The following is a 14,556-nucleotide window of genomic DNA, read 5'->3' as shown; positions in this document are numbered from 1 at the left end:
GGCCCCCCCCCCCCCCCCGCCCCGCGAGTACCCTCCCGGCGCTGGTGGCGGTCGCGGGAAGTGTCGGACGCGCGGACACCGGGCGGCATGTCGTGCGACCAACCCCAACGGCACCCGGCACCCGGCACCCGGCACCCGGCACCCGGCACCCGGCACCCGGCACCCGGCACCCGGCACCCGGCACCCGGCACCCGGCACCCGGCACCCGCCCCCGCACCCGGGACCCGCGCCCGACACGCCCGACGAACCCGCCGAGTTGCCGCACGCAACTTTCCTGCACGACACGCCGCTCACGACCGCCCGCATGATGCGCCAGGCGACGCGGTCGTGCGTTACAGCGGTGTAAACAAATCGCCCTCGGTTCGTGGACTTCCGTGACAGGGTGGTACCAATGAGCGTTCCTGACCGGGCACACAGCGCTTCCAGCGGCCGGTCAGGACTCCTGCAATCATCACCAGAGAGGTACACGGACATGGCATCCGTCACCAAGTGGGGCAAGCGCGGCATCGTGCTCGGCGCCGGGGCAGCAGCGACGGCGCTGGTGCTCACGGGCTGCGCCGGCGGCAGCGTCTCGTCGGCCGACCTGAACGGCATGACGGTCGGCACGACCGACAAGATCACGTCGCTCGACCCGGCCGGCTCGTACGACAACGGCTCGTTCGCCGTGCAGAACCAGGTGTTCCCGTTCCTGATGAACACCCCCGTCGGCAGCCCGGACGTCGAGCCGGACATCGCCACGAAGGCCGAGTTCACGAACGACACCACGTACGAGGTGACGCTCAAGAAGGGCCTGAAGTTCGCCAACGGCCACGACCTCACCTCGAGCGACGTCAAGTTCTCGTTCGACCGCGAGCTCAAGATCAACAACGAGAACGGCCCGCAGTCCCTGCTCGCCAACCTCAAGAGCATCGACACCCCGGACGACACCACGGTCGTGTTCCACCTCGACCACGCCGACCAGACCTGGCCGCAGGTGCTCTCGAGCCCCGCCGGCCCGATCGTCGACGAGCAGGTCTTCTCCGCCGACAAGCTCACCCCCGCGGCGGACATCGTCAAGGGCAAGGCGTTCGCCGGGCAGTACGAGATCACCTCGTACAAGGAGAACGACACCATCCAGTACAAGGCGAACAAGAACTACGACGGGCTCCTCGGCAAGCCGAAGACCGACGAGGTGACGGCCAGCTACTACACCAAGGAGACGGACCTCAAGCTCGCGGTGCAGAAGGGCGACGTCGACGTGGCGTACCGCTCGCTCACGCCGACCGACATCGCCGACCTGCGCAAGGACGACAAGGTCAAGGTGACCGACGGTCCCGGTGGCGAGATCCGCTACCTGGTCTTCAACTTCAACACGCAGCCGTTCGGCGCGAAGCAGTCCGACGCCGACGAGGCCAAGGCGCTCGCCGTCCGCCAGGCGGTCGCGGACGTCGTCGACCGCGAGGCGATCGCGAAGTCGGTGTACAACAACACCTACTCGCCGCTCTACTCGATGGTGCCGGACGGTCTGACCGGCGCGGCGACGCCGTTCGAGACGCTGTACGGCGACGGCAGCGGCGGCCCCGACGTCGACAAGGCGAAGAAGACGCTCGCCGACGCGGGTGTCACCGGCAAGGTCCAACTCGACATCCAGTACGCACCGGACCACTACGGTTCGACCTCGGACGACGAGTACGCCGCGCTGAAGACCCAGCTCGAGAACTCCGGGCTGTTCACCGTGAACATCCAGTCGACGGTCTACACGACCTACGCGGTCGAGCGGACCAAGGACGCCTACCCGGTGTACCAGCTCGGTTGGTTCCCGGACTTCTCGGACGCGGACAACTACCTGGCGCCGTTCTTCACGAAGGACAACTTCGTGCAGAACCACTACGACGACCCGACGATCCAGAACCTCATCGCCGAGGAGCAGGCCGAGTCCGACGCGTCGAAGCGCGCCGACCTCATCGAGCAGGCCCAGCAGCGCGAGGCCGAGCAGATCTCGACCCTGCCCCTCCTGCAGGGCAAGTCGATCGCCGTCGCCGGCAAGGACGTCAAGGGCCTGACCCTCGACGCCTCCTACAAGTTCCGCTACGCGACCCTCTCCAAGTAGCACCGATGTGACCCCAGGGGGCGCTCCGACACGGAGCGCCCCCTGACCACGTCCCGAAAGGCACCCACCCCGTGACCATCAGCACCCCCGAGGTCGGCCCCGAGGCCGGACCCGGAGCGAGCGCGGACCTGGCCACCGACCCCTCGAAGCCCCCGGCACAGCGACGTGCCAAGGGGCAGGGCGGCGGACTCGGCCGGTACGTCCTCGTCCGGTTCCTCCTCATCTTCCCGACCGTCTTCATCCTCGTGACGCTCGTGTTCTTCCTGATGCGCGTCATCGGCAACCCGATCACGGCCTCGGTCGGCGGCCGTCTGACGCCGGACCAGCTGCAGGAACGCCTGCACGCGGCGGGCTACGACCGCCCCGTGCTCGTGCAGTACTTCGAGTACCTCGGCAACATCGTCCGGTTGAACTTCGGCGAGACCTCGACGGACCACCGTCCGATCACCGAGATCATCGTGACCTACGGCGGCGCGACGGCGGAGCTCGTGTTCTACGCGCTCATCGTCGCCCTCGTCCTCGGCATCCCGCTCGGCATGCTCGCCGCGTACGTCCGCGACAAGTGGCCCGACGTGCTGTTCCGCGCGCTGGCGATCCTGACGTACGCGACACCGGTGTTCTTCGGCGGCCTGCTCCTCAAGCTCGTGTTCTCGGTGTGGCTCGGCTGGCTGCCGCTCGGCGACCGTGCGTCGACCCGGGTCAGCCTGGTCCTCGACAACATCCCCGGCGCGACGGGCATCTACCTCATCGACGCGCTCCGCACCGGCAACGCGCAGATCATCGGCGACGTGCTGGCGCACGCCGTCCTGCCCGCGCTGACGCTCGGCCTGCTGACCGCCGGCATCTTCCTCCGCCTGGTGCGCGCGAACATGATCGGCTCGCTCGGGTCCGAGTACGTCGACGCGGCCCGCTCGCGCGGCGTCCGGGAGGCGCGGCTCGTCCGGACGCACGCGTTCCGTCCCGCCCTCGTGCCGATCATCACGGTGATGGGACTCCAGATCGCCATGCTGCTCGGTGGTTCCGTCCTGACCGAGACCACCTTCGGGTGGCGCGGGCTCGGTTTCGAGCTCAACCAGTACCTGTCGGCCCGCGACTTCGTCGCGGTCCAGGGCATCGTCGCGATGCTCGCGGTGATCGTCGCGGTGACGAACTTCATCGTCGACGTCGTCGCCGCACTGATCGACCCGAGAGTGAGGTTCTAGCGATGGCCGACACCGCCCTCGTCGACCGCCACGAGCCGCTGTGGAAGCGGCTGCCCGTGGTCGTCCAGCTCCGCCGGAGCACCGGCTGGCAGCGCGCCATGCTCATCACGGGCGTCGTCATCTGCGCGCTCTACCTGATCGTCGCGATCGCGGCACCGCTCATCGCCCCGTACGGGTTCGGGCAGCTGCAGTCCGACAGCGGCCAGGGGTTCCCCCGCACCGCACCGCCGAGCCCCGAGCACATCTGGGGCACGACCGTCGGTGGGTTCGACGTGTTCAGCCGTGTCGTCTTCGGCGCCCGCACCGCCGTCCTGGTCGTGATCGTCGCGGTCGTCGTGTCGATCACGATCGGGGTCATCCTCGGCATGGTGTCGGGGTACCTCGGCGGCTGGCTCGACCGGGTCCTCGTCGTCGTCGCCGACGCGATCTACGCCTTCCCGTCGCTGCTGCTCGCCATCGTGGTGTCGATCGTGATCTCGGGCGGGAACTCGAGCTACGCGGGCGGCATCGTCGCGGCGGCGATCTCGATCACGGTCGTGTACGTCCCGCAGTACTTCCGGGTGGTCCGCGCCGAGGCCGTGCGCCTGAAGAACGAGGCGTTCGTGGAGTCGGCGCGCGTCGTCGGCACGAACCCGTGGCGCATCATGACCCGGCACGTCCTGCGCAACAGCACGCGGAGCCTGCCGCTCATCCTCACCCTGAACGCGAGCGATGCGATCCTGACGCTCGCGGGCCTCGGCTTCCTCGGCTTCGGCATCGGTCCGACCGCCGGCGCCGAGTGGGGCTACGACCTCAGCCGCGCGCTGTCCGACGTCGCCTCGGGCGTCTGGTGGACGGGCGTCTTCCCGGGCGTCGCCATCGTCGTGCTCGTGCTCGGCGTCACGTTCATCGGTGAGAGCCTCAACGACATCTCCGACCCGCGGCTGCGCGCACGGCGCCGGATCAAGCAGCTGGTGTCCCGCGGGCAGGCCGCCGGCACGGAAGGAGCGACGGCATGAGCGACGCAACGCAGCCGGTCGCCGTCGTCGACGACCTGACCGTCACGTTCGCCACCGACAACGGGGCCGTCGACGCGGTCAAGGGCGTGAGCATCGACGTGCGGCCCGGCGAGGTCCTCGCCCTGGTCGGCGAGTCCGGTTCCGGCAAGTCCGTCACGGCGCGGAGCATGCTCCGGCTCATGCCCGAGACCGCGACGCTCGGCGGTGCCGTGTACCTCGACGGCACCGACGTGGTCAGCGTCGGCGCGCAGAAGCTCCGCGAGCTCCGCGGCACCGCCGGCGCCATGGTCTTCCAGGAACCGAGCACGGCCCTGAACCCGGTCTTCACGGTCGGGTGGCAGATCGCCGAGGGCCTCCGTGCCCACGGCGGCGTCTCGAAGAAGGAAGCGCGGGCGAAGGCGATCGACTACCTCGGCCGCGTCGGCATCCCCGACCCGGAGACGCGCGTCGACCACTACCCGCACCAGTTCTCCGGCGGGCAGAAGCAGCGCGTCGTCATCGCGAGCGCCCTGGCCCTCGAGCCGAGCGTGATCATCGCGGACGAGCCGACGACCGCCCTCGACGTGACCGTGCAGGCGGAGATCCTCGACCTCCTCCGGCGCTGCCGCGACGAGTTCGGCGCCGCCATCGTCATCATCACGCACAACATGGGCGTGGTCGCCGACCTGGCCGACCGCGTCGCCGTCATGTACCAGGGCGAGATCGTCGAGCAGGCACCGGTCCGCGAGCTCTTCGCGAACCCGCAGGCCGACTACACGAAGCGGCTGCTCGCCGCGGTGCCGCGGCTCGAGGCGTCGACCGGAGCTGCTCGCCGTGCCGCGATCTCCGAGGACGTCGAGCCGCTCGTGTCGGCGAAGGGGCTCGAGATCGAGTACCCCGGTCGGCTCGGCGCGCACGCGTTCAGGGCGGTCAAGGGCGTCGACCTCGACATCCGCCCCGGTGAGGTCCTCGGCCTGGTCGGGGAGTCCGGTTCGGGCAAGACGACCATCGGTCGGGCGATCGCCGGACTCACCCGCGTGACCGGTGGCTCGCTCCGGGTGCTCGGGACGGAGATGCTCGGCTACCGCGAACGCGACTTCAAGCGGCACCGGAAGGACATCGGGTTCGTCTTCCAGGACCCGGCGACCTCGTTCAACCCGCTGCTCACCATCGCGGAGTGCGTCGCGGAGCCGCTGGTCGTGCACGGGGAGGCCCGCAGCCCCCGCGCCGCCCGGAAGCGGGTCGACGAGCTGCTCGAGGCGGTGCAGCTCCCGGCTGCGTACGGCGACCGGTACCCGCACGAGCTCTCCGGCGGGCAGCGCCAGCGCGCGTCGCTCGCCCGGTCGATCGCGCTCCGGCCGAAGCTCCTCATCGCCGACGAGCCGACGAGCGCGCTCGACGTGTCGGTGCAGGCGCGCGTCCTCGAGCTGTTCCTCGAACTGCAGCAGGACCTCGGGTTCGCGTCGCTGTTCATCAGCCACGACCTCGCCGTCGTCGGCGCGCTCTCCGACCGGATCGCCGTGCTGTACCGCGGCGACCTGGTGGAGACCGGCACGACCGCCGAGGTCCTCGGCACCCCGCAGCACCCCTACACCCAGCGGCTCCTCGCCTCCCTCCCGGTCCCGGACCCAGCCGAACAGGCCGAGCGACGGCGTACGCTGGAGCGACTGGAGCACGCCGGGTCCTGACCCGACACGGCCAGCCTGGAGGCGCGACCCACGTCGTCGACGCGTGTCGCGCCTCCAGGCGGTCGCCTCCGCAGTTGCGCACACGCTGCGTCGACCACCCACGTCGGCGCGCGGACCGCCGCCAGGGGGCGGCGTGGAAGGGGACCCATGATCGCGGTGAACGGACCGGCCGTCGTCGCTGACGACGTGTCGATCGAGTACCGGAGCCCGCGGGCGGGTGAACCGATCCGGGCCGTCGACGGCGTCAGCCTCACCCTGCGCCAGGGCGAGATCCTCGCCGTGCTCGGCGAGTCGGGGTCCGGCAAGTCCACGCTCGCGGCGGCGATCGCGGGGCAGCTCGGCGCGCACGGCGAGGGCGAGGGCGCGTACCGACGCCAGATCATCGGCGGCGAGCTCACCGTCCTCGGACAGAAGACCCGTGGCCTCCGGGCGACGTCCCGGAAGCTCGACCGGCTCAGCGGCCGGATCGGGTACCTGCCGCAGGACGCGGCCGACCGGCTCAGCCCCGACCTGACCGTGGGCGAGGCCGTCGCCGAACCCATCTACGTCCGCGACCGACGCTTCGACCGTAAGGAGGCGGGACTCATGGTCGCGCGCCTGCTCGACGCGGTGCACCTGCCGCTCGGCTCGATGCGGCTCAACACGTGGGAGCTGTCGAGCGGGCAGCGCCAGCGGGTCGCCCTCGCACGGGCGCTCATCCTCGAGCCGCAGCTGCTCGTGGCCGACGAGCCCGCCCGCGGCGTCGACGTGCTCGTGCGGCAGTCCGTCCTCGAGGCGCTCGCGAACCTCCAGCAGGGCCGGCAGTTCTCGGCGGTCGTGGTCTCGAGCGACCTGCGTGAGGCCCGTGCCCTCGCCGACCGCGTCGCCGTGATGGCAGACGGGCTGCTCGTCGGCCTCGGCACCTTCGACGAGGTGCTCGACAACCCGGTCGACCCCTACGTGAAGACCCTCGCCGCCACGGCGGCCCGTCCCGTCAAGCGCCGACCGGCCGGTTCCGGAGCCGCGGGAGCCCCGGCTGCCGCACGCCGCTCCTCCGCCCCGCGTCGCCCCCTCGCCGCCGGCACCGGCCCGCGCACCGACCGTCAGGAGAACGTGTGAGCACCACGACCAGCAGCCCGGCCGGCACGCGCGGCCACCGAGCGGTCATCACCGACGAGGGGGCACCGCTGCCCGTGTCGGCCCCCGAGCCGGGACCGGTCGCGGTGCTGCCGGACGAGGCCGAACTGCACGTCGCCGCCGTCACCGAGGCCGGGGGGACAGTCGCGCCGCTCGGGGAGGACACCCGCGGACTCGTGTGGCTCGACCCGCGCGACCCCGACGGACTCGCCGCCGCGCTCGACCGGGCCCCGGCGGTGTCGTGGGTGCAGCTGCCGTTCGCCGGGGTGGACGCGTTCGCCCACCTCATCCGCGAGCACGGCGACCGCGTGCTGTTCACCTCGGCGAAGGGTGCGTACGCCGAGCCCGTCGCGGAGCACGCCCTCGCGCTGACGCTCGCCACGCTGCGGGTGCTGCCGAAGCGGGCGCGTGCGACCTCGTGGGCGACCGAGCCCGAGGGGGTGTCGCTGTACGGCCGGAACGTGGTCGTCATCGGCGCCGGCGGCATCGCGCTCGAGTACCTCCGGCTGCTCGCCCCGTTCGACGTGTCGGTCACCGTGGTCCGGCGGTCCTCCTCACCCGTCGAGGGGGCCGACCGCACGGTCACGACGGACCAGCTCGACGAGGTCCTGCCCGACGCCGACGTCGTCATGATCGCCGCCGCCATGACCTCCGGGACGTCGAAGCTCTTCGACGCGCGTCGGCTTGCGCTCATGAAGCCGTCCGCCCGGCTGGTGAACATCGCCCGCGGTGGACTCGTCGACACCGACGCCCTGCTCCGGGCCCTGCGTGACGGCGTGATCGCGGGTGCGGGTCTCGACGTGACCGACCCCGAGCCGCTGCCGGACGGGCACCCGCTGTGGGAGGAGCCCGGTGCGGTCATCACGCCGCACCAGGCGGACACGCCGGAGATGGTCGCACCGCTGCTCGCCGAACGCGTGCGGACGAACGCCCGTGCGTTCCTCGGCGGGCAGGGCGAGGGCTTCGTCGGCGTCGTCGACCCGGCCGCCGGGTACTGACGGCGCGGCGCGCCCGGGCTGCGCGGTGGATGCGGCGTGGGCCGTTCAGGTACTGCTATGCTGTTACCCGTTGTTCAGGAGAGCAACTGATCCTCGATAGCTCAATTGGCAGAGCAGCCGGCTGTTAACCGGCAGGTTGTTGGTTCGAGTCCAACTCGGGGAGCGTCAGACCCCCACCGTTCGCGGTGGGGGTCTTTTGCGTGTACGGCACCACCGTGTCGACGCAACCGTGTCGACGCAACCGGGGGGACGGTCTCGGCTCGTCGGTGTCCGGTCTCGGTCGGGCGCCGGATCAGCCTGTTAGCGTTCTCAGGTGCGCCCGACCGCTTCGAGACCCGCCGCGACGCTCCTCGTCGTCGCGGTGAGCCTCGTGCTGAGCGCGTGCACCTCCGCCGAGGCCGACCCCGAAGCGCCCTCGGAGAGCCGACCGGCCGCGGTCGCCGCCACGGGCAGCGCGCCGATCATGTTCGCGTTCACGTGCTGGACCGGCCGCGCAGACGCGACGGAGTCGTACACGACGTACTCGGCCGTGTGGGAGGACCGGCGGACCGACTGCTCCGCCGTCCGCACGACCGGGAGCACGATGTCGGAGCAGCAGGCCGACGCGGTCCGGTCGGCCGGCGGAGCCGCGACGCTCGCCGGTCTCGCGGCGACGTGCGCGGAGCGCGGCGCCGGGCCGTGGGTCGCGCCGGTGCGCACCGAGCGCGCCGCGGCCGTGGCCGCGGGGCTCCTGGCGTACTGCCCGGGCCATCCGGAACGCGACCGTCTCGAGGAGTCGCTGGCGACGTACCGGGGGTGATCCGTGCCTCCCGGCCGGCGCGTCAGCCCTCCGGGTGGTCGCGACCCGGCAGCCAGGACTGTCCGGGGCCGCCCCAGCTGGCCTTGCGGATCGCCTTCTGGACCTGCTTGCCGTACGGGTGCGCGAGCCGGTCGGCGTAGAGCAGGCCGTCGAGGTGGTCGTACTCGTGCTGGAAGATCCGGGCGAGCCAGCCGTGCGCCTCGATCTCGAACGGCTCGCCGTGCTCGTCCTGCGCGCGGAGCAGGGCGCTGGGGGACCGGCGCAGCGGGAAGCGCTCGCCCGGGATCGACAGGCAGCCCTCGGACTCGTCGTCCTCGTCGAGCTCCTCGACGGACTCCGGGACCGGGGGTGTGATCCACAGGACGGGGTTCACGGCGACCCCGCGGTGCAGGACCTCGTCGTCGTCGGTCCAGGAGAAGACGAACAGGCGCTTGCCGACGCCGACCTGCGGGCCGGCGAGGCCGACACCGGGCGCGAGGTCCATCGTCTCGTACATGTCGGCCACCAGCTCGCGGAGCGCGTCGTCGAACTCGGTCACCTCGGCAGCACGCTCGTGGAGGACGGGTTCACCGGTGATGCGGATCGGGAGGACGGCCATTCACCCAGGTTATCCGGCGAGGGACGGTAGCCTCGAACGGTGACGACGGACCTCCAGATCCCGGACGCGGTGAACCTGACACCGTTCCAGGCGCTGATGATCCCGGTCGCGCTCGTCGGTGCCGTGTTCCTGTCGCTCGGCGCGCAGTTCCAGAGCCGGGGCGTCCAACGCGTCGAGGCTCGGCTCGGGCGGCAGTCGAAGGGGCTCAGCCTCCGGCACGTGCTCGCCCTGGTGTCGAGCGGGTACTGGGTGCTCGGCACGGTCATGCTCGGGGTCGCGGTCGTGCTGCAGCTCGTCAGCATCACCTTCGCCCCGCTCATCGTCGTGCAGCCGCTCGGCGCGGTCGCGCTCGTCGTCACCACGTGGTTCTCGTCCCGGGCCACCGGGGTCCCGCTCGGACACCGGGCGCGGCGAGCGGTGTGGACGTGCATCATCGGCGTCGGCATCTTCGTCGGCATCGCGGCGTTCGTCGGGCACGAGAGCGCCATCACCCGCCAGCAGCTCATCACCGTGCTCGTCATCCTCGCGGTCGTGCTGGCGATCGTGCTCGTGTCGTTCCGGTTCGTGGCGCAGCACCGGAACGCGCTCTACTACATCGCCGGGGCGGGCATCCTCTACGGGTTCGTCGCGACGCTCGCCAAGGTCGTGCTGAACCGGTTCGTGAACGGCACCTTCGACTGGCTCACCGCCGTGGCGATCGTCGGGGTCGTGGTCGCGGCTGCCCTCGGCGGGTACTTCGTGCAGAACGCCTACTCGAGCGGTTCGGCGGACCTCGTCATCGCGGGGCTCACCGTCATCGATCCGATCGTCGCGGTCGGCATCGGTGTCATCGTGCTCGACGAGGCAGCGGGGGCGCCGTGGGGTGCGGTCGCGGGCTTCGTCGTGGCGGCGGGCGTCGCGATCACCGGGGTGTTCCTGCTCGCGAAGCACCACCCGCAGTCGCGCGCCTGAGAGCGGACGTGCGGCGAGGCGCAGTCGCGCGCCTGAGAGCGGACGCGCGGCGAGGCGCGGTCGCGCGCCTGAGAGCGGACGTGCGGGGGTCGGCCGGGTCCACCGCGAGGCGGACGCGGTGCCCGAGGCTCGTGCGGTAGCGTTCCAGTCCGACCAGGACACCGTTCACGAGAGGACCTTGCCCGCCGTGTCAGCAGATGCCACCACCGCCACCGCCGAGTCGACGGGCGCGACGGCCGAGCGCCGGCCGCTGCGGGTCCTCATCGCCGCCGACACGTTCCCGCCGGACGTCAACGGCGCTGCGACCTTCGCCGAGCAGCTGGCCGTCGGTCTGGCCGAACGCGGACACGAGGTGCACGTCGTCGCCCCCGCGTCCTCGAGCCACCACGGCACGTTCGAGGAGGAACACGGCGGCGTGCAGCTCATCGTGCACCGGCTGAAGTCGTACAAGTGGCCCACGCACGCCTGGCTCCGGTTCGTGTGGCCGTGGAGCGTCCGGAAGCTGACCGCGCCGATCCTCGACGCCGTGCGCCCGGACGTGGTGCACATCCAGTCCCACATCGTCGTCGGACGTGGTGTCGCACGCGAGGCACACGACCGCGGGATCCGTGTCGTGGCGACGAACCACTTCATGCCCGAGAACCTCCTCGACTACGTGCCCCTGAGCCGCTGGGTCATCCCGACGGCGATCCGGATCGCCTGGCGCGACGCGGCGAAGACGTACCGGATCGCCGACGCCATCACGACGCCGACCAACCTCGCCGCCGACTACCTGCGCAAGGCGATCGCCGGACAGCGGGTCCTCGCGATCTCGTGCGGTCTCGACGTCACGCGGTACGTCGCGCGCGAGGGTCGCCCGGCGGGCAACGAGATCGTGTTCGTCGGTCGTGTCGCGCCGGAGAAGAACCTCGACGTCCTCGTCCGTGCGCTGCCGCTGCTGCCGGCCGGGCTCGACGCACACCTGACGATCGTCGGCGGTGGGGAGATGATCCCGAAGCTCACCGCCCTCGCCCGCGAGCTGGGGCTGACGGACCGGGTCCGCTTCGCCGGCTTCGTCTCCGACGAGGACAAGCGGACCGCGCTGACGAACGCGACGGTGTTCGCCATGCCGTCGACCGCCGAACTGCAGAGCATCTCGTCGCTCGAGGCGATGGCGTCCGGGCTGCCGGTCGTCGCCGCCGACGCGATGGCGCTGCCGCACCTGATCGACGGCAACGGGTACCTCTTCGCTCCGGGCGACGTGCAGGACCTGGCCGCCAAGCTCACCGCTGTGCTGACGGCGTCCGACGAGGACTACGCCGCCATGCGGGCCCGCAGCCTCGAGATGATCCAGCCACACGACATCAACCGCACCCTGTCGACGTTCGAGGCACTGTATCGTGGGGATCCGGTGGCCTGACGGTCCCCGGCGAGGGGCGGTAGCCAAGCTGGTCAAGGCAGTCGGCTCATAACCGAACGATCCGCGGGTTCGAGTCCCGCCCGCCCTACATGCAGTTACGGCGCAAGGCCACCGACGACGACCCGTTCGGCCCGACCCCGAACGTCACGTTCGAGGTGACCCGCGGGGGCACCGGCGTGCGCGTCAACGCCTTCCGCATCGGGTTCATGGGTGCCATCGGCGTGCTCGTCGCCCTGGTCGCCGGGGCGATCGTCCGTGAGCTGAGCACGGTGCTCGTCTACATCGGCGTCGCGCTGTTCCTCGCGCTCGGCATCGATCCGCTCGTGTCCTTCCTCGAGCGGTTCATCCCACGCTGGACGGCGATCCTCGCGGTGGTGGTCGGGGTCCTCGCGGCGTTCGCGGGGGTGATCTTCGCCGTCGTGCCGATCCTCATCGAGCAGGCGACGAACCTCATCGAGAACTTCCCGAACATCATCCAGGACATCTCGCAGCAGGAGTGGTTCCGGGACCTGTCGCAGCAGTTCGCCGGCGCGTTCGACGTCGACCACGCCCTGCAGTCGGTGCAGTCCTTCGTCGAGGACCCGAGCAACCTGCTCAACCTCGGTGGCGGCATCCTCGCGGTGGGCAGCGGCATCCTCTCCGGGCTGACCGGTGCCGTGATCGTCCTCATCCTGATGCTCTACTTCCTCGCGTCGATGCGGGGCATGAAGTCGATGACGTACCGGTTCGTCCCGGCCTCGCGCCGCCAGAACTTCATCGACGTGAGCGAGCAGATCACCCAGGCCGTCGGGCGCTACGTCGTCGGGCAGATCTCGCAGGCGCTCATCAACGGCATCCTGAGCTTCTTCTTCCTGCTCATCATCGGGGCCCCGCTGCCGGTGCTCCTCGCGTCGTTCGCGTTCCTCGGGTCGCTCATCCCGCTCGTCGGCACCCTGAGTGCCGCGATCGTGATCTCGCTGCTCTGCCTGTTCGCCTCGCCGGCGACCGCGCTCACCGCCGCGATCTACTACCTCGTGTACATGCAGGTGGAGGCCTACCTGATCTCGCCGCGCATCATGTCGCGTGCCGTCCAGGTGCCGGGGGCGCTCGTCGTCATCGCGGCGGTCGCGGGCGGCACCATCGGCGGGGTCCTCGGCGCCCTGGTCGCCGTGCCGGTCGCGGCGTCGGTGATCATCATCGTGCAGAAGGTCATCTACCCGAGGCAGCAGCAGTCGTGACCGCGTTCGACGAGCACGTCGACGCGCGGGACCGCTGGGCACGGGGTCCGCGGGGTCCGCTCGCCCTCGTGAACGCGCAGCGCGTCGACGTCGCCCAGCCGGTGTGGCCGGTGCCGGGCACCTGGGCGCCGGCCGTCGGTGGCCTGACCGTCACCGCGAGCCCGGCGGACGGTGTCGTGGTCGACGGGGTCCCGGTCGACGGCACGGTCCTCGTCGCCGGCGAGCAGGCGGTCGTCCCGTCCGCGGTCGCGTTCCCGGACGGCCTCGCCGGTACCGTCGCCGAGCACACCCTCCGAGTCTGGGACCCGTCGTCGGAGGCGATCACCCGCTTCGCGCGCATCGCCCGCTTCGCCCACTCCGCGCGGTGGGTCACCTCCGGCAGGTACGAGCCGGTCGACGGCCAGGAGGCCCGTGGTGCCGTCCACGACGCCGCCGTCCTCGACGCCGCTGGCGTCGCGCTGCCGGTCGCGGGGCACGTCGACACCGTGCTCGACGGCACGGCGGTCCGGCTCGTCGCGGTGCGGTCCGCCGCGTTCCGCGGCGCCCCGCGGCTGCAGCTCATCGTGCAGGACGCCACGAGCGCACTGCCGGAGGACGACCCGGCCAGCACCTACTCGATGGGGCGGTTCCTGTACCTCGACGACCCCGGCCGGTCCGCCGACGTCGTGCTCGACTGGAACACCGCCGTGCTGCCTCCGTGCGCGTTCTCGTACCAGTACGCCTGTCCCGTCCCGCCCCCGGAGAACCGGCTCGGCGTCGCGATCACGGCGGGGGAGCGGCACCCCGTCGACGCCTCGGGCGCGGTCCTGCACTGAGCGGGTCCCGCAGCCCGTCGCCCGGGTCGGAGCGCCGATCTGGCGTTCCCAGCGCTGACGCTGCATAATGGGCGTGTCCGCGAGGACATCACAATCGCATACCGATGGTTCCGCACACACGGTTCCGGTCGCAGGTCGATGGGGAAGTCGCACCTGACGAATCGGAGGAATCGTGAACGGAACGACGACCGGGGTGCTCTACGTGCACTCCGCACCCCGCGCGCTCTGCCCGCACGTCGAATGGGCGGCAGGTCGCGCCATGAACCGTGCCGTGAACTTCTCGTGGCTCGACCAGCCGGCGCAGGACGGTGCTCGCCGCACCGAGTTCACCTGGACCGGCTCCGTCGGCACCGGCGCGGCGATCGCCTCTGCCCTGCGCGGCTGGGAGCACCTCCGGTACGAGGTCACCGAGGAGCCGACGAGCACCTCCGACGGCGGCCGGTGGATGCACACGCCGGACCTCGGGGTGTTCTACGCGCAGACGGACGTCACCGGGAACATGGTCGTGCCCGAGGACCGCGTCCGCTACGCGATGGAGGTCGCCGGCAGCAACGCGCTCGAACTCCACCGGGAGCTCCGACTCGCGCTCGGCCAGGCGTGGGACGACGAGCTCGAGCCGTTCCGCCACGCCGCCGAGGGCAACCCCGTCGTCTGGCTGCACCGCGTCGGCTGACCTTCCCGCACCGTTCCTCCACCCGAACGCCGCC

Annotated in this window: 13 protein-coding genes and 2 tRNA genes; 14 read left to right on the top strand and 1 reads right to left on the bottom strand. The window is 71.2% G+C overall.

Features of this window, described 5'->3' with window-relative positions; genetic code table 11:
- Window positions 1-472: 472 nt before the first annotated feature.
- From Csp2054_RS17180 to Csp2054_RS17145, 8 genes are all read left to right on the top strand, one after another.
- Window positions 473-2,089, top strand: a complete 1,617-nt coding sequence (locus tag Csp2054_RS17180) for an ABC transporter substrate-binding protein (RefSeq protein WP_096900773.1) — start codon at window positions 473-475, stop codon at window positions 2,087-2,089.
- A 128-nt stretch (window positions 2,090-2,217) separates the two neighbouring features.
- Entirely contained in the window at window positions 2,218-3,291 is a 1,074-nt protein-coding gene (locus Csp2054_RS17175; protein WP_096900777.1) for an ABC transporter permease, read from the top strand.
- A gap of 2 nt (window positions 3,292-3,293) precedes the next feature.
- The gene (locus Csp2054_RS17170; RefSeq protein WP_096900772.1) at window positions 3,294-4,289 is read left to right on the top strand and encodes an ABC transporter permease; all 996 of its coding nucleotides are present in this window, start codon (window positions 3,294-3,296) and stop codon (window positions 4,287-4,289) included.
- Window positions 4,286-5,956, top strand: a complete 1,671-nt coding sequence (locus Csp2054_RS17165; protein WP_096900771.1) for an ABC transporter ATP-binding protein — start codon at window positions 4,286-4,288, stop codon at window positions 5,954-5,956. The genes Csp2054_RS17170 and Csp2054_RS17165 overlap by 4 nt, the downstream gene beginning before the upstream one ends.
- A 147-nt stretch (window positions 5,957-6,103) precedes the next feature.
- Complete coding sequence (locus Csp2054_RS17160) at window positions 6,104-7,054, top strand: ATP-binding cassette domain-containing protein (protein WP_096900770.1); 951 nt, start codon at window positions 6,104-6,106, stop codon at window positions 7,052-7,054.
- Window positions 7,051-8,070 carry a D-isomer specific 2-hydroxyacid dehydrogenase family protein gene (locus Csp2054_RS17155; protein ID WP_255252802.1) on the top strand — a complete coding sequence of 340 codons (1,020 nt, stop codon included), beginning with the start codon at window positions 7,051-7,053 and terminating at the stop codon, window positions 8,068-8,070. The genes Csp2054_RS17160 and Csp2054_RS17155 overlap by 4 nt, the downstream gene beginning before the upstream one ends.
- A 90-nt stretch (window positions 8,071-8,160) precedes the next feature.
- Window positions 8,161-8,233, top strand: a tRNA-Asn gene (locus Csp2054_RS17150).
- Window positions 8,234-8,383: 150 nt separating this feature from the next.
- A complete protein-coding gene (locus Csp2054_RS17145) occupies window positions 8,384-8,869 on the top strand; it encodes a hypothetical protein (RefSeq protein WP_096900769.1) in 486 nt (161 codons plus the stop codon).
- Window positions 8,870-8,891: 22 nt separating this feature from the next.
- Here the strand turns inward: Csp2054_RS17145 and def are convergent, their stop codons facing one another.
- Complete coding sequence (def, locus tag Csp2054_RS17140; RefSeq protein ID WP_096900768.1) at window positions 8,892-9,467, bottom strand: peptide deformylase; 576 nt, start codon at window positions 9,465-9,467, stop codon at window positions 8,892-8,894.
- A gap of 39 nt (window positions 9,468-9,506) precedes the next feature.
- Between def and Csp2054_RS17135 the strand changes: the two genes are divergently transcribed.
- From Csp2054_RS17135 to Csp2054_RS17110, 6 genes are all read left to right on the top strand, one after another.
- Window positions 9,507-10,418: a DMT family transporter gene (locus tag Csp2054_RS17135; RefSeq protein ID WP_176491772.1), complete on the top strand. Its 912-nt coding sequence runs from the start codon at window positions 9,507-9,509 to the stop codon at window positions 10,416-10,418.
- A gap of 187 nt (window positions 10,419-10,605) precedes the next feature.
- Entirely contained in the window at window positions 10,606-11,817 is a 1,212-nt protein-coding gene (locus tag Csp2054_RS17130) for a glycosyltransferase (protein WP_096900767.1), read from the top strand.
- A 13-nt stretch (window positions 11,818-11,830) separates the two neighbouring features.
- Window positions 11,831-11,905, top strand: a tRNA-Ile gene (locus tag Csp2054_RS17125).
- Window position 11,906: 1 nt separating this feature from the next.
- Window positions 11,907-13,034, top strand: a complete 1,128-nt coding sequence (locus tag Csp2054_RS17120; RefSeq protein WP_096900766.1) for an AI-2E family transporter — start codon at window positions 11,907-11,909, stop codon at window positions 13,032-13,034.
- Window positions 13,031-13,849 carry a DUF1684 domain-containing protein gene (locus Csp2054_RS17115; protein WP_096900765.1) on the top strand — a complete coding sequence of 273 codons (819 nt, stop codon included), beginning with the start codon at window positions 13,031-13,033 and terminating at the stop codon, window positions 13,847-13,849. The genes Csp2054_RS17120 and Csp2054_RS17115 overlap by 4 nt, the downstream gene beginning before the upstream one ends.
- A 193-nt stretch (window positions 13,850-14,042) precedes the next feature.
- The gene (locus Csp2054_RS17110; protein WP_096900774.1) at window positions 14,043-14,522 is read left to right on the top strand and encodes a DUF3145 domain-containing protein; all 480 of its coding nucleotides are present in this window, start codon (window positions 14,043-14,045) and stop codon (window positions 14,520-14,522) included.
- Window positions 14,523-14,556 lie beyond the last annotated feature (34 nt).

This window comes from Curtobacterium sp. 'Ferrero', from assembly GCF_002412165.1.
In the GTDB taxonomy this organism is placed as follows: Bacteria; Actinomycetota; Actinomycetes; order Actinomycetales; family Microbacteriaceae; genus Curtobacterium.
This window is presented reverse-complemented; position numbering and strand designations above follow the sequence as displayed.

Bases quoted from the DNA above. Each gene is read 5' to 3' on its own strand.
- Csp2054_RS17165 (WP_096900771.1), top strand. From the start codon at position 4,286: ATGAGCGACGCAACGCAGCCGGTCGCCGTCGTCGACGACCTGACCGTC.
- Csp2054_RS17170 (WP_096900772.1), top strand. From the start codon at position 3,294: ATGGCCGACACCGCCCTCGTCGACCGCCACGAGCCGCTGTGGAAGCGG.
- def (WP_096900768.1), bottom strand. From the start codon at position 9,467: ATGGCCGTCCTCCCGATCCGCATCACCGGTGAACCCGTCCTCCACGAG.
- Csp2054_RS17160 (WP_096900770.1), top strand. From the start codon at position 6,104: ATGATCGCGGTGAACGGACCGGCCGTCGTCGCTGACGACGTGTCGATC.
- Csp2054_RS17120 (WP_096900766.1), top strand. From the start codon at position 11,907: ATGCAGTTACGGCGCAAGGCCACCGACGACGACCCGTTCGGCCCGACC.
- Csp2054_RS17180 (WP_096900773.1), top strand. From the start codon at position 473: ATGGCATCCGTCACCAAGTGGGGCAAGCGCGGCATCGTGCTCGGCGCC.